The 22,622-nt window shown below is 65.7% G+C and carries 21 protein-coding genes and 1 pseudogene; 13 read left to right on the top strand and 9 right to left on the bottom strand.

The features are described from left to right. Positions 1-189 precede the first annotated feature (189 nt). Positions 190-1,275: a tartrate dehydrogenase gene (locus PQB87_RS34020; protein ID WP_060068049.1), complete on the bottom strand. Its 1,086-nt coding sequence runs from the start codon at positions 1,273-1,275 to the stop codon at positions 190-192. A 117-nt stretch (positions 1,276-1,392) separates the two neighbouring features. On the opposite strand from PQB87_RS34020, the gene PQB87_RS34015 reads away from it, so the two are divergent. Next, positions 1,393-2,316, top strand: a complete 924-nt coding sequence (locus tag PQB87_RS34015) for a LysR substrate-binding domain-containing protein (protein WP_489243404.1) — start codon at positions 1,393-1,395, stop codon at positions 2,314-2,316. Between the two features lie 158 nt (positions 2,317-2,474). Here PQB87_RS34015 and argC read toward each other — a convergent pair whose 3' ends face one another. After that, positions 2,475-3,422 carry an N-acetyl-gamma-glutamyl-phosphate reductase gene (gene argC / locus PQB87_RS34010; RefSeq protein ID WP_111938660.1) on the bottom strand — a complete coding sequence of 316 codons (948 nt, stop codon included), beginning with the start codon at positions 3,420-3,422 and terminating at the stop codon, positions 2,475-2,477. 119 nt (positions 3,423-3,541) lie between these two features. Here argC and PQB87_RS34005 point away from each other — a divergent pair, with 119 nt between their 5' ends. Further along, positions 3,542-4,426, top strand: coding sequence for a LysR family transcriptional regulator (locus PQB87_RS34005; RefSeq protein ID WP_021163709.1), 885 nt, complete (start codon positions 3,542-3,544; stop codon positions 4,424-4,426). Positions 4,427-4,501: 75 nt separating this feature from the next. Here PQB87_RS34005 and PQB87_RS34000 read toward each other — a convergent pair whose 3' ends face one another. Genes PQB87_RS34000 through PQB87_RS33985 form a run of 4 tightly spaced genes read right to left on the bottom strand, consistent with a single transcriptional unit; the run spans position 4,502 to position 7,819 of the window. Then, entirely contained in the window at positions 4,502-4,966 is a 465-nt protein-coding gene (locus PQB87_RS34000; protein ID WP_301862864.1) for a signal peptide protein, read from the bottom strand. A gap of 60 nt (positions 4,967-5,026) precedes the next feature. Beyond that, entirely contained in the window at positions 5,027-6,244 is a 1,218-nt protein-coding gene (locus tag PQB87_RS33995) for a patatin-like phospholipase family protein (RefSeq protein WP_021163707.1), read from the bottom strand. Beyond that, a complete protein-coding gene (locus tag PQB87_RS33990; protein WP_048021178.1) occupies positions 6,241-7,026 on the bottom strand; it encodes a 3-hydroxybutyrate dehydrogenase in 786 nt (261 codons plus the stop codon). The genes PQB87_RS33995 and PQB87_RS33990 overlap by 4 nt, the downstream gene beginning before the upstream one ends. 52 nt (positions 7,027-7,078) lie before the next feature. Then, positions 7,079-7,819 carry an acetoacetate decarboxylase gene (locus PQB87_RS33985; protein WP_021157498.1) on the bottom strand — a complete coding sequence of 247 codons (741 nt, stop codon included), beginning with the start codon at positions 7,817-7,819 and terminating at the stop codon, positions 7,079-7,081. 443 nt (positions 7,820-8,262) lie between these two features. Between PQB87_RS33985 and PQB87_RS33980 the strand changes: the two genes are divergently transcribed. Then, on the top strand, positions 8,263-8,844 hold the full coding sequence (locus PQB87_RS33980) for an undecaprenyl-diphosphatase (protein ID WP_059489788.1): 582 nt from the start codon (positions 8,263-8,265) through the stop codon (positions 8,842-8,844). A gap of 24 nt (positions 8,845-8,868) precedes the next feature. Here the strand turns inward: PQB87_RS33980 and PQB87_RS33975 are convergent, their stop codons facing one another. From PQB87_RS33975 to PQB87_RS33965, 3 genes are all read right to left on the bottom strand, one after another. Further along, positions 8,869-9,093, bottom strand: a complete 225-nt coding sequence (locus tag PQB87_RS33975) for a hypothetical protein (RefSeq protein ID WP_489243403.1) — start codon at positions 9,091-9,093, stop codon at positions 8,869-8,871. 166 nt (positions 9,094-9,259) lie between these two features. Beyond that, a complete protein-coding gene (locus PQB87_RS33970) occupies positions 9,260-10,081 on the bottom strand; it encodes a siderophore-interacting protein (protein ID WP_027790183.1) in 822 nt (273 codons plus the stop codon). 37 nt (positions 10,082-10,118) lie between these two features. Further along, a complete protein-coding gene (locus PQB87_RS33965; protein ID WP_059684732.1) occupies positions 10,119-10,832 on the bottom strand; it encodes a PadR family transcriptional regulator in 714 nt (237 codons plus the stop codon). A gap of 304 nt (positions 10,833-11,136) precedes the next feature. Between PQB87_RS33965 and PQB87_RS33960 the strand changes: the two are divergent. From PQB87_RS33960 to PQB87_RS33915, 10 genes and pseudogenes are all read left to right on the top strand, one after another. Beyond that, positions 11,137-11,256 (top strand): annotated as a pseudogene (locus PQB87_RS33960) (transposase); the annotation flags it as partial. A 382-nt stretch (positions 11,257-11,638) separates the two neighbouring features. Beyond that, positions 11,639-13,123, top strand: a complete 1,485-nt coding sequence (locus tag PQB87_RS33955) for a flavin monoamine oxidase family protein (protein WP_489243402.1) — start codon at positions 11,639-11,641, stop codon at positions 13,121-13,123. A gap of 10 nt (positions 13,124-13,133) precedes the next feature. Continuing rightward, a complete protein-coding gene (locus PQB87_RS33950; protein ID WP_489243401.1) occupies positions 13,134-13,793 on the top strand; it encodes a c-type cytochrome in 660 nt (219 codons plus the stop codon). 35 nt (positions 13,794-13,828) lie between these two features. Further along, positions 13,829-14,503 carry a hypothetical protein gene (locus PQB87_RS33945; protein WP_489243400.1) on the top strand — a complete coding sequence of 225 codons (675 nt, stop codon included), beginning with the start codon at positions 13,829-13,831 and terminating at the stop codon, positions 14,501-14,503. Between the two features lie 73 nt (positions 14,504-14,576). After that, positions 14,577-15,179 (top strand): TetR/AcrR family transcriptional regulator, encoded by a 603-nt coding sequence (locus PQB87_RS33940; protein WP_113044812.1) that lies wholly within the window; start codon positions 14,577-14,579, stop codon positions 15,177-15,179. A 244-nt stretch (positions 15,180-15,423) separates the two neighbouring features. After that, positions 15,424-16,257, top strand: a complete 834-nt coding sequence (locus PQB87_RS33935; RefSeq protein ID WP_027790175.1) for a phytanoyl-CoA dioxygenase family protein — start codon at positions 15,424-15,426, stop codon at positions 16,255-16,257. A 16-nt stretch (positions 16,258-16,273) separates the two neighbouring features. After that, positions 16,274-16,687 (top strand): RidA family protein, encoded by a 414-nt coding sequence (locus PQB87_RS33930; RefSeq protein ID WP_113044810.1) that lies wholly within the window; start codon positions 16,274-16,276, stop codon positions 16,685-16,687. A gap of 215 nt (positions 16,688-16,902) precedes the next feature. Then, on the top strand, positions 16,903-18,270 hold the full coding sequence (locus PQB87_RS33925; RefSeq protein WP_489243399.1) for a DUF1329 domain-containing protein: 1,368 nt from the start codon (positions 16,903-16,905) through the stop codon (positions 18,268-18,270). A gap of 78 nt (positions 18,271-18,348) precedes the next feature. Further along, the gene (locus PQB87_RS33920; protein ID WP_489243398.1) at positions 18,349-20,193 is read left to right on the top strand and encodes a DUF1302 domain-containing protein; all 1,845 of its coding nucleotides are present in this window, start codon (positions 18,349-18,351) and stop codon (positions 20,191-20,193) included. A 56-nt stretch (positions 20,194-20,249) separates the two neighbouring features. Then, the gene (locus PQB87_RS33915) at positions 20,250-22,610 is read left to right on the top strand and encodes an efflux RND transporter permease subunit (protein WP_489243397.1); all 2,361 of its coding nucleotides are present in this window, start codon (positions 20,250-20,252) and stop codon (positions 22,608-22,610) included. Positions 22,611-22,622: the final 12 nt, after the last annotated feature.

The following is a 22,622-nucleotide window of genomic DNA, read 5'->3' as shown; positions in this document are numbered from 1 at the left end:
ACCGATCGTATCGACGTCGACGACGGATGGCGCGTGCAGTGCGCGTTGCGGTGTGACGTTGCTCACCGCTCGACTTCACCAGGCAGGCTCGGGAATTCGCATGCGTGCGCAAACGCATGGCGTGCAACTCACCGCACACCGATTCGTGCAGCCTCTGCCCGGCGCGTGCGATTGCGCCGGACCTGATCGTCAGCCCGCGATGCGCGCGGCGATCGCCTCGCCCACTTCCTGTGTCCTCGCGTTGCCGCCGAGATCGCGCGTATGCGGCCCCGTGCGCAGCACGTCCTCGATCGCGGCGACGATCGCATCGTGCGCTTCGCGTTCGCGGCCTGCGCCGTTGCCGAGGAAGTCGAGCATCAGGGCCGCCGACCAGATCATCGCGACCGGGTTCGCGATGTATTGCCCCGTGATGTCGGGCGCGGAGCCGTGCACGGGTTCGAACAGCGACGGAAACGTGCGGTCGGGGTTCAGGTTCGCCGACGGCGCGATGCCGATCGTGCCCGTACAGGCGGGCCCGAGATCCGACAGGATGTCGCCGAACAGGTTCGACGCGACGACGACGTCGAAGCGGTCCGGCTGCAGCACGAAACGCGCGCACAGGATGTCGATGTGCTGCTTGTCGACGGCGATGTCGGGATAACGTTCGGCCATCTCGGCCGTGCGTGCGTCCCACCACGGCATGCTGATCGCGATGCCGTTGCTCTTTGTCGCGACGGTGAGGCGCTTCGCGCGCCGCTGCGCGAGTTCGAACGCGAATTTCAGCACGCGCTCGGTGCCGTGACGCGTGAAGATCGCCTGCTGCATCACGATCTCGCGATCGGTGCCTTCGAACATCGTGCCGCCGACCGACGAATACTCGCCCTCGGTGTTCTCGCGCACGATCATGAAGTCGATGTCGCCCGCGCGGCGGCCGGCGAGCGGCGACGGCACGCCGTCGAACAGGCGCGCGGGCCGCAGGTTGATGTACTGGTCGAATTCGCGGCGGAATTTCAGCAGCGAGCCCCACAGCGAAATGTGATCGGGCACCGTCGCGGGCCAGCCGACCGCGCCGAACAGGATCGCGTCCATGCCCGACAGTTGCGCCTTCCAGTCGTCCGGCATCATCTTGCCGTGCTGTGCGTAGTAGTCGCAGCTCGCCCAGTCGATCTGGACGAAGTCGAAGCGGATGCCGAAGCGCGCGGTCACGGCGTCGAGCGCGCGCAGGCCCTCGGGCATCACTTCACGGCCGATGCCGTCGCCGGGGATCACGGCAATTCTGTAGGTCCTGTCGGTCATGCAAAGCTCCTTGGCTGGTGGGCTGGCCGCGGGGAGAGGCAGCGGCGCGTCACGTCATTCTATTTATTTCCATCTGGATTAAAATCCCGCGAAAGGTTAATCGACTTTCCACGAATCGTGAACAAATCGCCGAATCTCGACGACCTGCGCGTGTTCAGCATGGTCGTCCGCCTGACCAGCTTCAGCGCGGCCGCCGAGCAGCTCGCGGTGTCGCCTGCCTATGTCAGCAAGCGCATCGCGTTGCTCGAGGCGCAGCTCGGCACGCGCCTGCTGCATCGCTCGACGCGCCGCGTGACGGTCACGGAAGCAGGCGAGCGCGTGTTCGCGCGCGCCGAGAAGATTCTCGACGACGTCGATCATCTCGTCGAGGACGTGTCGACCACGCGCACGGTGCCGCGCGGCACGCTGCGCATTTCGAGCAGCTTCGGCTTTGGCCGGCACATCGTCGCGCCGGCGCTGCTCGACTTCTCGGCACGCTATCCGCAACTGAACGTGCGGCTCGATCTGTTCGACCGGCTCGTCGACGTCGCGGGCGAAGGCTACGACCTCGACGTGCGCATCGGCGACGAGATCGCCGATCACCTGATCGCGCGCCGCCTTGCCGCGAACTACCGCGTGCTGTGTGCGTCGCCCGACTATCTCGCCCGGCGCGGTACACCGCGCTCGCTCGCGGATCTCGCTTCGCACGACTGTCTTGCCATCAAGGAGCGCGATCACCCGTTCGGCGTGTGGCGGCTGAACGTGCGCGGTGAAACGACCACGGTGAAGGTTGGCGGCGCGCTGTCGACGAACCATGGCGAGGTCGCCGTGCAATGGGCGCTGGCCGGGCGCGGCATCGTGCTGCGTTCGATCTGGGAAGCCGCGCCGCTGATCGAACGCGGTGCACTGTGTCGCGTGCTGCCGGACGCAATCCAGCCCGCGAACATCTGGGCCGTGTATCCGGAGCGCGTCGCGGCGTCGGCCAAAGTGCGCGTGTGCGTGGATTTTCTGATGGAGACGCTGGCTGGCTTGAATGCCGCGGCGGGTGACGATACGGCCTGAAACCGGCTAAAGGTGAGCTTTTACGGGGGCATGTGCGCAACATCGGCAGGCCCCGTTTCCGGCTCGCAACCGCGTCGCGAGCCGGTCGGGTCGAACGGGTACCAACACATCGCGGTCGCGAGGTGCCGGGCTTGCCGACGCTGGTGCCCGCACACGGCTTACGCCGCTTGTGCCGCGCCTGCCGCCCCGAGCATCAGGTCGAGATTCTGCACGGCTGCGCCGGATGCGCCTTTGCCGAGATTGTCGAACACGGCGGACAGCAGCACCTGGCCGTGCTCGGCATTGACGAACACGCCGAGCCGCATGTCATTGGTGCCGTTCAGCGCTTGCGGATCGAGATGCGTGATCGCATGCGTGTCCGCGAGCGGCGTGACGTCGACGTGGTGCGACTCTGCGTAATGGTGCGCGAGACACGCATGCAGTTGCTCACCGGTCACACCGGCAGGGAGCAGACGCAACTCGATCGGCACGGTGAGCACGATGCCTTGCCGATAGGCACCGTAAGCCGGCACGAACAACGGACGATTCGCCAGACCGGCATGCAGCCGGATCTCGGGCACATGCTTGTGCGCGAGTGCGAGGCCGTAGACCTGGAGCGGTTTCGCGCGCGAAGCATCGTTCGCTTCGAAAGCGTCGACGGCGGTCCGCCCGCCGCCCGAGTATCCGGACACGGCATGGATGCTCACCGGGTAGTCGCGCGGCAGCAGTCCGGCCTGCAGCAGCGGCCGCAGCAGCCCGATCGCGCCGGTCGGGTAGCAGCCCGGATTGGTGACACGCCGTGCGTGTGCAATCGCCCGTGCCTGCCCGTCGGCCATCTCGGGAAAACCGTAGACCCATTCCGGCTGCGTGCGATGGGCCGAACTCGCGTCGATCACGCGTACCGCCGGATTCCGGATGAAGCCGACCGCTTCGCGTGCGGCCGCGTCGGGCAGGCACAGAATCGCGATGTCGGCCGCGTTGATCGCTTCGGCGCGCCGCACGGGATCCTTGCGCTCGGCCTCCGGCAGCGCGACGAGCCGCAAGTCGGTGCGCCCGCGCAGGCGCTCGTGGATCTGCAATCCGGTCGTCCCTTGATCGCCGTCGATGTAGACAGTGGGCTGGCTCATGGTGGTCGCGTTCCTTGCGTTCGTGGTCGGGAAAGCCGTATCGTCCACCGAGCACCTAGAATAGAAAAAGTTGAATTTACTGACCATCAGATTCAGTTTTCTTGAACGAGAGGTGGAGAATGCGGGAGATCAGCCTGGACCGCCTGCGCACGCTGGTCGCCATCGCGGACCAAGGGTCCTTTGTCGCCGCGGCGCAACTGCTTCACCTCGCGCCGCCGACCGTCAGCCTTCACGTTGCCGAACTGGAGAGCCGCATCGGCGCGCCGTTGCTGTCCCGCACGCGCGGAAACGTGCGGCCGTCGCCCATCGGTGAAGTGCTGGTCGAGCGCGCGCGCCGCCTGCTGGCCGAGGTCGAATCCACGCTGGACGATGTGCAGCGACAGGTGCAGGGGTTGACCGGGCGCGTGCGCCTCGGCGCATCGACCGGGGCGATCGCGCACCTGCTGCCGCAGGCGGTGGCCCGCTTGCGCGAGCAGCATCCGGACATCGATGTCCAGATCGCGGTGCTCACGTCGCACGACACGCTGGCGCGCATCGCGCAGGGCACGCTCGATGTCGGGCTGGTGGCGCTGCCGCAGACGGCCGTCGCGGGGCTGTCGATCCGCGCGTGGCGGCGCGATCCGGTGATGGCGTTTCTGCCGGCGGACTGGCCGCTTCCGGCGCGCGTGACGCCCGGCTATCTGGCCGCCCGCCCGCTGATTCTCAACGATGCGACCACCCGCCTGTCACGGCTGACGACGGAATGGTTTGCGCTCGGCGGCCACCGGCCGGAGCCGCGGATCGAACTCAACTACAACGATGCGATCAAGAGCCTGGTCGCCGCGGGGTACGGCGCGACGCTGCTGCCGCATGAGGCGGGCGCCCCGCTCCCCGATGCGCGCATTGTCATGCGGGCGTTGCGCCCGGCGTTGTGGCGTGAACTGGGGATCGCCCATCGGGCGGGGCCGGTCGAGCGGGCGACCCAGCATGTACTCGATGCGTTGTGGGCGCTCGGCGCGCGATAGCGCACCGGCATGCAGGCTAGGCGGCGCGGCTGTTCATGCGTGCATGCCGTGCCCGTGCATCCACGGCATGCCGTCTCAAAGTCGGTTGTCCTTCGCGAGCGTCAGCACGCGCGCCCAGCGTTGCGCGTCGCGCTTGTCCATCATCGGCAGCTTCCATTCGCTGCGCACGCTATCGCGCACGTGCACGACGAGATGCCAGCGGCCGCCGATCGGCGCAGCCTGGCAGCCGTCGAGCTGCGACAGCGTATAGCGGCCGTCCGCGCCGTCGTGCGACAGCCACAGCAGCCCCTGCGTCGCGGACACGCGCAGCTCGCCCCACGCGCGATGCACGACGTGGGTCCAGCCTTCTTCCTTCGTATTCGGTGCGATGTCGCGGCGGCGCTTGATCCACCAGGCGACCAGCGCGATCAGGATCGCGGCGGCGAGCACGGCGGCCGCGATCGCGACCGGCTGGCCGAACTGCGCGGCGATGACGTGAAACAGGTGAACCGCGCCCCATCCGGCAGCGATGAGCGCGAACAGTGCAATGAAAATCGGCATGTCTGATCGGAGAAGAGGACGGACCGGCGCATGCATCGCGCCGATCCGTCGCGCACGGCATTACCGTTTGCGGTGAATGTCGTGCGTCACGAAACCCGCGTCGTTGTTGGGCAGCGCGAGGCCGTCCTTGACTGCGAGCGTCTTGCGGATGTCGTCGAGACCCGCGGACCAGTGGTCACGCATCGTCGACAGACCGAACTGATAGTCCTTGTAGTGATGCTCGTACGCCTTCTGCTGGTAGATCAGGTGCTGGATGTTGTACTTCTTGCTGGACGACATCGCATCGGCCTCGACGCACCAGGGATCCGCCTTGCGCTGCTCTTCCGGCACCTGCTCGAGCACGTGGCGCAGCACGTTGCGGTAGCGCTGTTCGCGCTGCAGCGTGTCGGTCACGAAGCGCGTGCGGCTCGAATACTGCACGTCCTTCGTGCGCTCGGCGACGTCGGCCATCGTGCGCGGCAGCGGCCCGCGCGCGCTCCACAGGTCGACCTGGAACGCGAGCGTGTCGCGGCGCGGCCGTGCGCGGAGCACTTCCATCAGCGGCGTGTTCGACACGACACCGCCGTCCCAGTAGTACTCGCCGTCGATCTCGACCGGCGGGAACGCGGGCGGCAGCGCGCCGGACGCCATGAAATGCTCGGGTGCGAGACGGATGCGCGAGTTGTCGAAGTACACGAAGTTGCCGGTGCCGACGTTGACCGCGCCGACCGACACGCGCGTTTCGCCCGAGTTGATCCGGTCGAAATCGCACAGCTTCAGCAGCGTCGCGCGCAATTGCGACGTGTCGTACCAGCTGATCTTCTCCGGATGATCCGACACGCCCGGCAGCGGCGGCGGGAAGCGCGGCACGAAGAAGCCCTGCTGGCCCTGCATCATCGCGCTCGCGGCCTGCGACGCGGTGAAGAACGTACGAACCTGGTCGATGCTGTTGAACAGCGCGAACTCGAATGCGGCCGGAACCGTCGGGAAGAACGCCGGCTTGCAGATCGTTTCCCAGAACTCGCGCAGCCGCTCGACGCGATGCTCGGGTGCATTGCCCGCGATCAGCGCGGTGTTGAGCGCGCCGATCGAGATGCCCGCGATCCAGTCGAGCGGAATGCCCGCCTCGTGCAGCCCTTCGAACACGCCGGCCTGGTACGCGCCGAGCGCGCCGCCGCCTTGCAGCACGAGTGCAATCGTTTCGTACGGCAGCGACCGTGCGGGGACCGGTGCGCCGGCTTCGTGATGCAGGTCCGCCGCATCGACGGCCTGCTTTTCCGTGGGGGCGCGCGGCTTCACTGCATGAACCAGCCGTGGCTGACGATGAACGACTGGCCCGTGAGCGCGGCGCTCGGGAACGCCGACAGGAACAGCACCGTCTGCGCGACGTCCTGCACCGTCGTGAACACGCCGTCGACCGTATTGCCGAGCATCACCTTCTTCACCACTTCCTCTTCGCTGATCCCGAGCTCCTTCGCCTGCTCCGGAATCTGCTTGTCGACCAGCGGCGTGCGCACGAAGCCCGGACACACGACGTGCGAGCGCACGTTGTGCTTCGCGCCTTCCTTCGCCAGCACGCGGGCCAGGCCGAGCAGCCCGTGCTTGGCCGTCACGTACGCCGACTTCAGCGGCGACGCTTCGTGCGAGTGCACCGAACCCATGTAGATCACGACACCGCCGCGATCGTCCTTGTACATGTGCTTGAGTGCGGCCTTGGTCGTCAGGAATGCGCCGTCGACGTGGATCGCCTGCATCTTCTTCCAGTCGGAGAACGAGTAGTTCTCGATGGGGTTGACGATCTGGATGCCCGCGTTCGACACGAGGATGTCGACCGAGCCGAACGTTTCGGCCACCTTGTCGATACCGCTGTTCACGGCTTCCTCGTTCGTCACGTCCATCGCGACGCCGATCGCCTTGCCGCCGGCCTTGACGATCTCGTCGGCAACGGCGTTCGCGCCGTCCTGGTTCAGGTCGGCGATCGCGACGGCCGCGCCCGCTTTCGCGAGCTCGAGTGCGATTTCCTTGCCGATGCCGCTCGCGGCGCCCGTGACGACTGCGGTCTTGCCATTCAGGTTGCTCATGTTCGAATTCCCGTGGTGAAAGGTTTGACAGGGAGAAAGGACTGCGGACGTGTTACTGAGCCAGGTAATCGTAGACGACTTCGCCGAGGCCGAGCGTCAAATCCGCGACGATGTGCCGGGCTTCGACGATCTCGAGCACGGGCAGGTCGGCTACCGGCGCGAGCGCGTGCGGCGCCAGCTCGAGCGATGCGGGGCCCGTCCATGCGCCCTTCATCTTGATGTCCTGCATGTAGTAGCGCACCAGTTCGCAGACGCGCGCGGTGCCGTCGACGTGCGGGATGATCTTCAGCAGGAAATTGGGGCCGGCAAGACGCTTCGTCTGCTCGTCGATGTCGAGTTCCTTGTGCTTGTAGCCCATCGTGCCGGTCGCGACGCGCACCTTGCCGTAGTCGAGCGTGCCGAGGAGGTGGTCGGTGTTCACGTGCAGCGTGGGCGATGCGAGTTTCTTCGGGAAGCCCCACAGTTCGCGGCCGCCGGCGATCGGCGGGTGATCGTCGAGATACATCGCGAGCGTATAGCCGCCCGGCTGGCCGTTGTACTCGACGGGAATGACCTGGCCGCTTTCGGTGTAATCGCCGAAGCCGGTCGAATCGGCCATGCGGATGAATTCGTAATGCACGAGCGGCTCGGTGACCTGCAGCGGCTCGGGGACGATTTCGCGGAGACGGTCCGGATCGGTGCGATACGTGATGATCAGGAACTCACGATCGACGAAACGGTAAGGGCCCATCGGGAAGGCAGGGCTGGTCAACGGCATCGCAAACGCTTTCGATCGGACATCGCTGGGTTTCATGCGGACTCCTTGTTGTTGATCGCTTCGTGGATGAGTGCTCGTAAGCTCGTAATCCTATGCCTGTGCGTTGCCGTTGTGCGATGCCGCATATGGAATTAATTGTTGCCGATTTCGTAGAATTCGACGCGTAAATATTGAGATGAATGATGCAAACGGCCTGGACGGCACCCGGCGTCCCGATATTCGCATGCATCGATGACGTCACGATGTGAAAAAGGTGAGCCTTTCCGGGATGGTAGGTGAGCTTTTCCGGGAGGCTGTCGCTCGGGAATATGACAATTGTGTGAACTTGTGCTGCAGTGCAGGCTCTAAGTGCGTTCGCCGCGGCGGGCTTCGTCGCGTGCGACTGCCGCATTAAGCATCGCTTAAGCGGGAGCGCCCTAGCATCGTTCGTATCAGGCCGGGCAATCGGCCGAGTTTTTACGCCCCACGCAACCGGATTCATGCAGACCCTCAATCTCACCCTTTTTTCCGCCATCAACGCCGGGGTTGCGCCGCAGCCGGGCGTTGCCCGCCTCGCCATCTTCGCTGCCGACTGGCTCGTCTATGCGCTGCCCGCGATGCTGCTGCTGACCTGGATCTTCGGCGCACGCACGACGCGGCGCCAGGCGATCGAAGCCGGCGTCGGCGTATGCGTGGCGCTCGCGCTCGCGCAGGTCATCGGGCATTTCTGGTTCTCGCCGCGTCCGTTCATGGCCGGCGTCGGCACGCAACTGATTCCGCATGCGCCGGACAGCTCGTTTCCGAGCGACCACATGACGTTCGCGTGGAGCATGGCAGTCGGGTTGATGCTCGGCGGCACGACCCGGCTCACCGGGTTCGTGATGGCCGCGTTGGCCGCGGCGATTGCATGGGGGCGTATCTATGCGGGCGTGCACTGGCCGTTCGACATGGCGGGCGGCGTGCTGGTCGGCACGGCCGGCGCGCTGGCCGCGCACCTGTACGGACAACGCGCGACCGCGCTGCTCGAACGGCTCGGCGATTCGGTGCATGCAGTCGTGATGGGGCGCCGGCACGCGCCGTAAGCGGGGGGATCGGGCCGGACGCCGTCAGCCGGGTGTCCTGGACGGTTCAGCCGATGCGGATGGTCCGCCGCCCGCATCGTGCAGTTCGGGCGTATCGGCCGGATGTTGCGCGGCGTCGCGGTCGAGCGCGCTTTCCTTCAGGATCGCGCACATCGCGACGAACAGCGCGAGTACCACCGCGGCAAGGCCGCAATAGCCGGCGATCTTCAGGTTGCGAAGGAAAGGCGAAGCGGGGTTTTCTTTTGTCATGACCGGACGCTCCTGGGCGGGCTGCGACGGCTGTCGCCCGACAGCGGCGTCGCACACACAGATATATACCAGTTGCGATAGCGGTGCCAAGCCCGCTGGTGCGCCGACGCGACGATTGTGTCATCCGCCGGTCAGCCGGGTACGCCTTTGACGGCTACCCGCTCCGTCAGTCTTCCAGGGTTTCGTGCACGGCCGCCGCGCCGCGCTTCCAGTAGGCCGCCGCGCGGATGCGCGATTTGTCGACGCCGCGCTCGCCGGTCAGGTGCTGGCGTACCGCGCGTATCGACAGCGCTTCGCCTGCCGCCCACACGTAGCCGTCGCCGGACGGCGGCAGCGGCAGGTCGCGCACGGCATTCAGCAGCACGTCGCCGTTCGCGGCGTCGGCTTCGGCGCGGAAGCGCCAGATTTCATGCACGTCGGCGCGCGTGTCGAATGCGATCTGCGCGGTGCGATCCGCGACTTCCATCACGACGGCCGCGCGCGCACCGGCCGGCAATTCCTCGAGGCGCCGCGCGACCGCCGGCAGCGCCGTATCGTCGCCGATCAGCAGGTGCCAGTCGAAACCGGTCGGGACAACGAACGAACCGCGCGGACCGCCGATGCCGAGCCATTGGCCGACGCGTGCCTGTGCGGCCCACTGCGACGCGGGGCCCGGGTGGTTCAGCACGAATTCCAGATCGAGTTCGCGGGCGGCGCGGTCGAAGCGGCGCGGCGTGAAGTCGCGCGCGACCGGCCTCGGTTCGCCTTCCGGAAACTCCGGACCGTTCGCGCCGAGCGTCGGCATCGCAGGCCGTTCGGCGCCGGGCGGCGGGAAAAATACCTTCACGTGATCGTCGAACGACGCGGATTCGAAATCCGCGAGATCGGGGCCGCCGAGCGTGACGCGCAGCAGGTGCGGCGTCACGGCGTGCACGCGCAGGACCTGCAGCAAGCGGAACTTGAGGGTGTGGCGCACGCGGGTCACGGTGCGCTCGGATGTGTTCTGCATCAATCCGTTCTCCTGATGTTTGACGGGGCGGCGCGGATCACGCGCCGGTGCCGCCTTCGATTTCGGCCGTCGCGCGGCGCAAGATGGCCGCGACGCGGCGCTGTTCATCCGGGCCGGCTGCGCTCTTGTGCAGCAACGTGCGCTTGAGTGCGAGGCGCGCCTCGACGAACTCCGGCAGCCAGCCTGCTTGCGTTTCGTCCTGCGTTTCGTTGCCCGCCGATTCCCCGGCGAACGCACGGCGCATGAACTCCATCTTGCGCGCGAGGTGCGTGAGGCGTGCGAACAGCGTGTCGACCCGTTCGCGCTGGGCGTCGAGATGGGTGCGGCCGGCGTCGGTCAGTGCATAACGCTTGCGGTTGCCTTCCGCCTGCGACGCGACGAAGCCGACTTCTTCGAGATACGTGAGCGCCGGATACACCATGCCGGGGCTCGGGCTGTAGAAACCGTTCGAACGCGTGTCGAGCGCCTTGATCAGCTCGTAGCCGTGGCTCGGTTGCTCGGCGACGAGCGCAAGCAACAGCAACTGGAGATCGTCGGAGCTGAACTGGCGGCCGCGTGGCATGCCGTCGTCGCCGAAATCGCCAAAGCCGCCGCGCCCGCCACGGCCGCCGAACGGGCCGCCGCCACCGAACGGATCGTGGCCGCGACGGTGGCGGCCGATCGCGTACCAGAGACCGGCGAACCAGTCAGGGCGGGCATGCGCACCATGACCGTCGCTTCGGGCATGGCCGCGGGAAGGGTTGTGTCGCATGATCGTGTCCTATATGTCGGAAAACATATCTAAAGATATATATCGAAAGATAGGCCGTCAAGGGGATTTATTGGGGATGGATGGTGGGGGGCGGCAAAAAGTGACCTCTTTGTAGGGTCTCAATGATTGTGAGCTTTTTCTCATATATTGATTCATCGAATCAATAGTCAAAAACTATTCAAGAGTCGGCATCGCGTGCTATCCCGACTCGTTCGGTTTTCGACAACGAAACGATCCATGGCCACGGCTGTATTAGATTCGCGGCTGGTTCATAACGCGGTAAGAGTAATGCAGCGGGGAGGTATGGCTTCCTTGCGACGGCGGTCTCAAGACGCGCGGCTGCCAGGACATCCTGATTACCGTGGTCGATGGCCTGGAGGGGCTCACCGAAGTCATCAGCATGACCTATTCGCGAATCCCGGTTGCGCCCCACGCATGAATTGGCATCTTGTGCGTCGAAGCGGCAATATTTTTGCTTTCCATAGCCTTTCAAATGCGCAGCAAGGTACTGTATGACAGGGGAATACCCTGCCTTTTTTTTTCGATCATGTTTTATGTATCATGACCTAACTTTTGCAACATGTACTAATTCAGGGCGCCAGAAAATCCTTATCGGTATGGGGCAGTACGGCGCGTGTACAGGCAGGAATGCGAACCGGATTAGCGCCCCCGTCAAGGGCAGGCGGCCCGGTGGCAGGTGAAGCGGATCGGGATCGCATCCTGTCTTCAGACTCCGCGCGAACGATGGCCGCCTGCCGCCAGGGCAGCCGGAGTTCGCGCCCCAATGCAGGCGTCATTCACAGATCATGTCCAGGAAGTCATCCATCAGCGGGGCGGCCGACCTGCAGCGCAGGCAGTGGCTCAAGGTTGCCGGTGCATCGGTCGCGGCGGGCGGTCTCGCACTCGGCGCCGCACGGGCGAAGGCCGATGCGGCGCCTGCCGCCGGCCATGAAGGTGACATACTCGATGTCGCGATCGTCGGCGCCGGGCTGGCGGGCCTGACGGCCGCGCGCGACCTGCGCTACGCCGGCTGCGAATCCTTCGCCGTGCTCGAGGCGCGCGACCGCGTGGGCGGCCGCACGCTGAACTACGACGTGGGCGGCGGCTTCGTGACCGAAGTCGGCGGCCAGTGGATCGGCCCGGGCCAGACGGCGGTCGCCGATCTTGCTCGCGAGCTGGAAGTCGGCACGTTCCCGAGCTACTACGCGGGCAAGACCGTGATTCTCGGCGGCGACGGGCGCGCCGAGATCGACCTGGAGGGCACCTTCGGCACCGACGAGGCCGTCGCGGCGAAACTGAGCAGGTTGTCGCGCGACGTGCCGTCGGGCGCGCCGTGGACGTCGCCCAAGGTCGGCGAACTCGACCGGCTGTCGGTCGGCGACTGGCTCGCGACGCAGGGCATCAAGGCGGAAGACCGGATGGGCTGGAACGCGTCGATCTCGCTGTCGGGCGGCGTCGCGCCGGCGAAGATGGGGCTGCTGCACTTCCTGTCGATGATCAACTCCGCCGATTGCGATTACGCGCAGCTCGATTCGATCAAGCACAGCGCGCAGGAAACCCGCTTCGTCGGCGGCTCGCAGATCCTCAGCATCCGGATGGCGCAGCAACTGGGCGACAAGGTGCGGCTGTCGTCGCCGGTGCGGCGGATCGTCGGCTGGGATCGCGATGTCGTGACGCTGGAAACCGATCGCGGCACGGTGCGCGCGAAAAAGGTCGTGATGGCGCTTCACCCGGCGCTGTGTCATCAGGTGCAGTTCGATCCGCCGCTGCCTGAAAAGCGCCACGCGTTGCAGCGTGCGTGGCCGGCCCATTCGCCGGCGCGCAAGACCGCGATGGTCTACCGCCGCCCGTTCTGGCGCGACAAGGGCTTGAACGGCCACATCTTCCAGACCGACGGGCCGGTGTTCTGGGCTTACGACAATTCACCGCCGGGCGGCGAGATCGGCGTGATCAACGCGTTCGTCCGGAATGCGTTGGTGCCGTCGGATCCGCAGGCCGCGAAGCAGATGCACATGGATCTCTATGCGCAGGCGTGGGGCGACGAAGCGCGCGCGCCGGTGTCGTACCACGATCGTGACTGGGGGCTCGCCGACCCGTGGACGCTCACGTGCGTATCGGCGATCCCGCCCGGCTTCTGGAGCGCGCACGGCGAAGCGCTGCGTGCGTCGTGCGGCAACCTGATCTGGTCGGGCACCGAGACCGCGAACATCTGGGCCGGCTACATGGACGGCGCCGTGCGCTCCGGTCACCAAAGCGCGCTTCAGGCGCTGAATGCGCTGCGTCATGCTTAGGATAACGAAGATGAAGAAACGGCTTTTATTGCTCACGGCGGTGGTGGCGATCGGTGCGTTGCTGGCCCTCTACGGCCCGACGTTGCTCGGCTTCTATCGCCTGCAGCGCCATATCGATGCGGCCGCGCAAGCCGATGACGCTGACGGCGGCCCGTGGCCGCGCGTGACAGACGCGTGCATGGGCTGCCACGGCGTGAAGGGCACGTCGCTCAGCCAGGCGTATCCGAGCCTTGCCGGCCAGCCGGCGCAATACCTGGCCGCGCAGCTTCGCGCATTTGCGGGCGGGCAGCGCACGAACCCGACGATGGGCCCGCTCGCGATGACGATGAGCGAAGCCGAGATCACCCGCCTGGCCGGTTATTACGCGAAGCAGGCGCCGCTGGACAACCGCTATTTCAAGCCGGATGCACGACTACGTACGAAAGGCGAGCAATTGGTAACGGGCGGCGCGTGTGCGGCCTGCCACGGTGCGCGGCTGACGGGGCAGGCGCAGTTCCCGCGGCTGGCCGGGCAGGGATACGACTACCTGCTTGCGCAGCTCGACGCGTTCGCGACCGGCTCGCGCAGCGAGGCGACCGGCACGATGCAGCGCGTCGCGCAGGCGATGTCGGCAGATGACCGCGCGGCGGTGGCGACCTATCTCGCGAGCCTCAGCTCCGCCAGGCAGTGAATCAACGGCAGCAATCGACTTCGGGAGTTCGAACCATGGATCACAGATCACTTGTCCTTTGTCTTTCCAGCGCGACGCTTGCGATGACGACCGGCCTCTATGGCTTCAAGTTCGTGCGCAAGCGCAACTTCCTGATCGGTATCGAGTGGTGGATCGTGACGATATCCGCGTCCAATGCCGTGATCTTCTTCGCGACCGAATCGCCGGTGTCGTACTTCATTTCGCACTTTCTGGACGCGTTCTCGCGCGGCTTCGGAATGCCGGTGATCGCGGTCGCCGGCCTGATGGCCGTCACGCACGGCTACCGGCCGTCGATGCGGCAGGACGTGACGCTGTTCGTGCTCGCGACGCTCGGGACGGTCGCGCTCGTGGCCGGCGTGTTGCAGCACGCGCTGCCGTACTTCTACGTGGCGATGTGGACACTGATGTCGATCTATCTCGCCGGTTTCGTGTGGCGGCTCGTGCGCGCCGGCCACGCGCTCCATGCGCTGACGACGACGCTCGCGCTCGTCGCCTCGCAGGCGATCGCGTGCATCTACGATTTCTACAAGATCCCGGGCGAGGAAACCAACGTCGTGTTCAATTTCTATGTACTGGCACTGCTGACCTGGTCGTACCTGACCGTCGCGCTCTATTACGCATATTGCGCACTGGAGCGAGACGCCGGACGCAGCAGTGCGAACGCGAGCATCTTGTCGTATCCGAAATGAGTAGTTATACCGAGGACGTGGAGACGGCTCGCACCACTTGCTGGTCCGGTTGCGGCGATTGCGGGGCGCGCGGATGGACCGGGTCCGCCTGACCCGCGCGGAGCGGCGCGATGCGACGCGCGAACGCCTGCTCGGCGCCGCGCGCGCGATCCTCGCGGAGAAAGGCTATGCGGCCGCGAGCGTGGAGGATATTGCAGCGGCGGCCGGGCATACGCGCGGCGCATTCTACTCGAACTTCCGCGACAAGGCCGACGTGCTGTTCGAGCTGCTGCGCCGCGATCGGGACGAGGCTGCCGCGGCATTGCAGCGGATCGTCGGTTCGCACGATCCGGTCGACGATGCGCAGCGCGCGATGCTCGCGTATTGGCGAAGGGGCACGACCCAGCCTGCAGTGCACCTGATGTGGCTCGACGCGCAGTTCCAGGCGGCGCGCGATCCGCGGTTCCGTGCGCGCTTCGGCGCGTTGCTAAGAGACCGCCAGGCACTCGCGGCCGCGTGCATCGACGCGTATGCCGCGCGGGCCGGCGTGTCTTTGCCGTTGCCCACGCCGGTGCTGGCGCTCGGCCTGACCGCGCTGTGCGACGGCATGCAATCGCACGGCGCGGTCGATGCGCTGGCCGATGCGGTACTGGTTGGCTTCATCACGCACACGGTGTTCGACCACTTGCGCGGATGAAGGCGCGAAGAAACTGAGGTCGTGCGTTGTCGTGCACTTGTATGAAGGCCGAAAGCCGGTTGTCATGACGGGCCGGCGGCGGGCGGCGACGCTCGGTCGATCATGCAGACGAAACAGGGAATACCCCGTCTTTTTCTTTTAATTATTTTTGTCATGATGACCTAACATAGTCATCATGTTCTACTGATGTGCCGGCAGTGAAGACGAACCGCCGGTTGAGGCTGAACGAATCGGGAGATAGACGATGGATGCAATGAAGCGAAAGGCGTTCTTCGAGGACGGAGCCGTGCTCATCGAAGGGGTGCTCAACGACGAACAACTCGCGCAATGCCGCGCGGTGTTCGACTGGGGAATGGAGAATCCGGGCCCGATGGCGACGACGCTGCTCGACGGCACCGAATACAAGTCGCACAACGACAACGCGAACCCGTATGCGAAGGAGCGGCTCGACGCGCTGGTCGGCACGCTGCCGTTCGGGCAGCTGTTCGCCGACCTGTGGGGTTCGAAGCACGTGTGGTACTTCGCCGAGGAGCTGTTCATGAAGGGCGGCGGCAAGAGCGCACGCTCGCCGTGGCACCAGGACACGTCGTACCTGCCGTGGCAGGGCATGCACTTCGGCAACGCGTGGATCAGCTTCGAGCACGTGCCCAAGCGTAATGCGCTGGAGATCGTGCGCGGCTCGCATCACGGCGTGCGGCATGACGGCACGACGTTCCAGAACGCCGAGGATCCGACCGACCCGCTGCACGGCGGCGACGTGTGGCCGCGCCTGCCGAACATCGAGGCCGAGCGCCGCGCGGCGCCGGATGCGTACGACATCCTGTCGTGGGAAACGAAGCCGGGCGACGTGCTGCTGCTCCATCCAGGCGTGCTGCACGGCGGCGGCGCGGTCGACGCCGATTTCCCCGATCGCCATACGCTCGTGCTGCGCTTTTTCGGCGACGACGCGGTGTTCAGCCCGCTGCCCGACGAAAGCCGCTCGGGATTCACGCCGGCCGGCGTGCTGTTCGTCGAGGAACTCGCCGGGCTGAAGGCCGGCGATCCGTTCCGCGCGCCGTGTTTCCGCCAACTCGTCTGAACCGGGAGAATTCGTCATGACAGCAACTCCGAAGCGGCAATCGATCGTGCCGGCTGCGTTCCAGCCGTGGTACGACGCGTACCACTTCTCGCCGGCGACGCGCGTCGGCGACACGATCTGGGTGTCGGGCCAGGTCGGCCTCGACGCGCAGATGCAGCCGGCCGACGGCGTGCAGGCCCAGGCGCGGATCGCGTTCGAGTGCCTGAAGGCGATCCTCGAGGAAGCCGGCGCGAGCCTCGCCGATGTCGTCGAGCTCACGACTTTCCACACGGATCTGCAATGCGAGACCGAAGGCTTCGCGGCGGTCAAGGACGTGTATTTCCCCGACCGTTACCCGTCGTGGACAGCGGTCGGCGTCACGCAACTGGCGCTGCCGGGGCTGTGCGTCGAGATTCGCGCGGTGGCGGTGGCCGGCTCCGGCAAGGGCTGACGGAAGGCACGAGGGTTTTTCGCGGGATTTGCGTTCCATATGAATCGTAGTCCTGACAAAAAAGTAACGGGATAGCAGTCGATTGGCACGTGGCCGGCCGGGGACCCCGGCCGGCCTCGTTCAGGGCGCGACGTCATCGTCGATTGACGACGACGATCGAAACAAATGCGTTTCGTCCGGGATGGGCGAGCGAAGGCGGAGCAGGAAGGAGAACCATGATGAAGAAGCATCGTTTCTGGACCACGTCCGCGATCGCGGCCGCTGCATGTGTCGCGATCGGCACCGCCGTCGCGGCGGACGACTTGACACCGGCCGGCGCCGATCGTGCGGCGAGCAAGGACGGCGCGGTGCCGGCTTATGCGGGCAAGCAGTCGCCCGACGCCGGCTGGGAGTGGGGCAAGGTACGCGGCGATTTCTGGAAGCATCGCAACGAGAAGCCGCTCTATTCGATCGACGCGGCGAACGTCGACAAGTATGCGGACAAGCTGTCGCCCGGCCAGGTCGCGCTGATCAAGCAGAAGAAGGGCTACCGGATGGACGTCTACCCGTCCCACCGCGAATGCCAGTTGCCGGATGCCGCCGAGCAGAACTCGAAGGCGAACCTCGCGGCCGCGAAGCTGGATGCGAGCGGCGAGAACCTCGCCGCGGCCGCGTTGCCGGGCGTGCCGTTCCCGCAACCGAAGAACGGCATCGAAGCGATCCTGAACTACGAGATGCGTTATCGCGGCGAAGGCGTCGAATGGGCGCAGGTCGCCACGAGCATTTCGCCGCGCCCCGGCAGCAGCGAATGGATCGACGCGGTCGGCCCGCAGACGTTCTACTTCCCGTCGGCCAAGCTCGGCAAGACCTCGCCGCAGGAGGTCGACCAGTTGAGCGCCGCCGTTTATTTCCAGATGAACTCGCCGGCCGCGCTGGCCGGGCAGGCCTTCGTCCAGCGGCAGTACTTCAACAAGGATTCGGAAACCTACTACTACTTCCCGGGACAGCGCCGCGTGCGACGCATGCCGGCCTATACGCATGACGCGCCGTTGATCGGCTTCGAGAACCAGTACCTGATCGACGAGGCCAACATGATCAACGGCTCGCTCGACCGGTTCAACTGGAAGCTGGTCGGCAAGAAGGAAATGCTCGTCCCGTACAACGCGTTCGGCATGTACCGGTTCAAGAGCAAGCTGCACGACGTCGCGACGCCCGACGGCCTCGCCGCGGCGAACCGTCGCTACGAGACGCATCGCGTGTGGGTCGTCGAAGCGACGCTGAAGCCGAGCGCGCGGCACGTCGCGTCGAAGAAGGTGTTCTATCTCGACGAAGACAGCTGGCTCGCGCTCGTCGGCGAGGACTACGACGCGCAGGGCAAGTTGTGGAAGGTGCGGGAAAGCTACCCGATTCCGGTATGGGAGCTTGGTGGCACCTGCGACAACGAACCGCTCGCGCAGTACGACATGATCAATGGCCGCTATGTGTTCGATGCGTCGTCGATCGGTCAGGGCAAGGACATTCGCTGGTTCGGTCAGGCCGACGATCCGCGCTTCAAGCAGGATTTCTACACGGCGGAATCGCTGCGCTCGGTCAGCGAACGTTGACGGTGACCGGCTGACGGATACAAGGACCGGCGCGCGCAACGATCGTGCGCCGGCATCGAACAGGGGCGGAGGTGGATCATGGAACCGGCAAGATTGTTAAGGAATGCTACGGTATCGGTCGCGATGGCGGGCGCCGCGACGTCGAGCGCGTACGCGTATGACTTCACGTTGAACGGCGGGGCCCTGCAGGGCTCGTGGGTGTCGAACCTCACGGCCGGCGCCGGTATTCGCACCAAAAACCCGAGCTGCTCGCTCACCGGCGACCCGAACGCCTTTGGCTGCGGCGCGGGCGCGAACACCAACCAGTGGGGCTATGCGGACAACGGCGACCTGAACTATCGCAGGGGCCAACCGTTCAGCACCTACATCAGCGCGACCAGCGAGCTGCTGCTGAAGATGCCGAGCGAGGGGTTGAAGTTCATGGTGCGCGGTACCGGCATGTACGACTTCATGGCCAAGAACACGAACCGCACGCCGTTGTCGAGCACGGCCGCCGCGCAGGTCGTCTACAACGCGCAGCTGCTCGACCTGTGGGCGCAGAAGGATTTCACGATCGGCGGGCGCAACGCGCACGTGCGGCTCGGCAACCAGGTGATCAACTGGGGCGAGAGCATGTTCGCGCAGAGCGGCATCAACGCGACGAACTCCATCGACACACAAAAGCTGCTGATTCCCGGCTCGCAGCTCAAGCAGGCGCTGCTGCCCGCGCCGATGGTGAGCCTGGCAGCCGACCTGTCGCACGGGTTCAGCACCGAGGCGTACTACCAGTTCCAGTGGAACGGCAACCGCTATCCGCCGGTCGGCTCGTACTGGTCGGTGACGAACGGTTTCGGCCGCGGCGCGGAGCCGTTCACGATCAACACGAACAACCTGAACGTGACCGGCCCGAGCGCCGGCACGATCGCGAACGCGATCGGCGGATCGGGTGCGGCGGGCAACCAGGACACGCTCAATGCGATCAAGAACGGGCTCGTGAACGGCGCCTACGCCGGGCCGCCGTTCAACGACATCGGCCTGCCGAGCACGACGAACCTGCCGGCGAAATACCGGCCGCAGTTCGGCGTGAAGTTCAACTATTCGCCGCGCTCGTTCGACGCGAACTTCGCGTTCTACTACCTGAACTACACCGACAAGTCGCCGGTGCTCGCGTCGCTCGCGAACGGCACCGAGCAATGGTCGTATCTCGGCCGGCGCCAGTTGTTCGGCGTCAGCGCGAACTTCGGCGTCGGCCCGTGGGCGATCGGCACCGAACTGTCGTACCGGCCGCGCGATGCGGTCGCGCTGTCGAGCTGCTACGGCGCGGGCGGCCCGCTCGACCTGAACACGAACGGCGTGGCCGGCCTGGACTGCCCGCAATGGGTCGACAAGAAGAAGTTCCAGTACGACATCAACGGGCTGCTCGCGCTCACGCGCAGCGAGTATCCGTTCCTGAAACTGCTCGGCGCCGATTCGGCCGCGCTGACGTGGGAACTGACGTGGATCTACTACCCGGGGCTGAGCCCGAGCGGCGTCACGCGCACGGTCGGCGGCCAGACCGTCACGCAGGTGCCGCAGACCGGCTACCTGCCGTGGCTGAACAACGGGTCGGCTGCCGGCTATCCGATCGGGATGGGCCAGGGTACGTCGAGCTCGGTGGGCGCGACGATCGACTTCAACTGGACCTATGACGGCACGCTGATTCCCGGCTGGCAGGTCACGCCGGGCCTGACGTTCAGCACCGGCCTGTACGGCTACACACCGACCTTCACCGCGAATTACATGCAGGGTGCGAAGTCGCTGAACGTCTACGTGCTGTTCAACCAGAACCCGCCGAACTGGCAGGCCGGCATCAACTTCACTTCGTTCTGGGGCGGTCACAACACGGTGGGCCAGCCTTATGCGGACCGCAATTTCGTCGGCTTGTTCGTCACGCGGAATTTCTGACGGCGGCGGGTGGCAGGTGGCAGGTGGGCCACCGCAATACATGAAGGGGTAACGTCGTGCTCAATCGTCTGGTCAGTCGCCTGGAAAGGCTTTTCTTCGGTCACCGCGCGATCGTACTCGCGGCGATCGCGTTGTTCACCGTCGCGATGGCCGTGTTCGCCGTGCAACTGCGCATGGATGCCGGCTTCGAAAAGCAGATGCCGATCGGGCACGAGTACATCCGCACGTTCCAGCAATACCGGAACGACCTGCTCGGCGCGAACCGGATCACGGTGGTCGTGCGTGCGAGGCACGGGTCGATCTGGTCGAAGCAGGGGCTGACGCGGCTGTACGACGTCACGCAGGCCGTCACGTACCTGCCGAACGTCGACCGGATCGGCGTGCGCTCGTTGTGGACGCCGAACGCGTTCGTCAACGAAGTGACCGACGAAGGGTTTCGCGCCGAGCCGATCATTCCCGGCACGGTCACGCCCGACCAGTTGACGCCCGACATCGTCGCGCGCGTGCGCCGCGCGACGACGCTCGGCGGCTACGTCGGCACGCTCGTGTCTCACGGCGAGGACAGCGCGATGATCACGGCCGAGCTGAACGAGCGCGACAGCGCCGGCAAGGTGCTCGACTACGTGGCGTTCAATCACCTGCTCGAAGACAAGATCCGCAAGCCGTTCGAGGATGCCGGCTACGAGATCCAGATCATCGGCTTCGCGAAACAGATCGGCGATATCGCCGACGGCGCGACGGCCGTGCTCGGCTTCTGCGCGGTCGCGCTGCTGCTGACGACGCTCGCGGTGTACTGGTATTGCCATTCGGTGCGCTTCACGGTGCTGCTGGTCGCGTGCTCGCTGACGTCGCTCGTATGGCAGTTCGGCACCCTGAAGCTGCTCGGCTTCGGCCTCGATCCGCTCGCGGTGCTCGTGCCGTTCCTCGTGTTCGCGATCGGCGTGTCGCATGGCGTGCAGCAGGTGAACTTCATCGTCCGCGAGATCGCGCACGGGCAGAGTTCGTTCGATGCGGCGCGCCACAGCTTCAGCGGCCTGCTGATCCCCGGCGTGCTCGCGCTGATCACCGCGTTCGTGTCGTTCATCACGCTGTTGCTGATTCCGATTCCGATGGTGCGCGAGCTGGCGATCACCGCGTCGCTCGGCGTGGCCTACAAGATCGTCACGAACCTGATCCTGCTGCCCGTCGCGGCATCGTGCTTCAACTTCACGAAAACCTATGCGGACAACTCGCTGAAGCGCGCGCAGCAGCGTGCGAAACCGCTGCGCGTGCTCGCCCGCGTGGCGGAGCCGAAGTACGCGGGCGTCACCGTCGCGCTGACGGTGGCGATCTTCGCGCTCGCCGCGTGGCAAAGCCGCGATCGCGTGATCGGCACGCTGCAGCCGGGTGCGCCGGAGCTGCGCGCGGACGCGCGCTTCAACCGCGACGCGACGTCGATCGCCGGCAACTACGACATGGGCCTCGACTGGCTGACGGTGGCGATCGAATCGACCGGCAAGGCGTGCGACAACCCGGCGGTCGGCCTGTATGAGGACGACTTCTCGGCCGCGATGAAGACCGAGCCTGGCGTCGTATCGGTGCAGTCGTACTCGGCGATGCTGCGCGCGTACAACCAGGGCTACAACGAGGACTTCCCGAAGATGAACGTCGTGCCGATCGCCGCCGAGAACTACGGCGCGGTGTCGGTCGACGTGTCGCGCTTGAAGGGCTTCATGAGCCGCGACTGCAGGATGACGGCCGTGCACCTGTTCCTGACCGATCACAAGGCGACGACGATCAACCGCATCCTCGACGACGTGAAGCAGTACCGCGCGTCGCATCCGTTCCCGGGCATCACGGTGCGGCTCGCCGCAGGCAACGCGGGTGTGCTCGCCGCGACGAACGACGAAGTCGAGAAGAGCGAGCTGCCGATGATGCTCTACGTGTATGCGGCGATCCTGGTCCTCGTGTTCCTGGCCTATCGCGACTGGCGCGCGATGCTCGCCTGTTGCGTGCCGCTGTCGGTCGCGACGTTCATCGGCTACTGGTTCATGAAGGAGCTGCAGATCGGGCTGACCGTCGCGACGTTGCCGGTGATGGTGCTGGCAGTCGGCATCGGCGTCGATTACGCGTTCTACATCTACAACCGGCTGCAGGTGCATCTCGCGGGCGGGCAGGACATCGTGAAGGCCGTGCAGCACGCGATGCTCGAAGTGGGCGTGGCCACGATCTTCACCGCGATCACGCTGGCGATCGGCGTCGCGACGTGGAGCTTCTCGGCGCTCAAGTTCCAGGCCGACATGGGCAAGCTGCTCGCGTTCATGTTCATCGTGAACCTGGTGATGGCGATGACCGCGCTGCCCGCGCTCGCGTCGCTGCTCGAACGCTGGTTCCCGCGCCGCAAGCCGGCCCGCGCGCCGGGCCTGTTCAGCCACTGAAGTTGACGCACA

Source organism: Burkholderia sp. KL41, from assembly GCF_057005415.2.
Note: the sequence above shows the minus strand (reverse complement) of the source record. Positions and strands in the feature narration are given on the sequence as shown.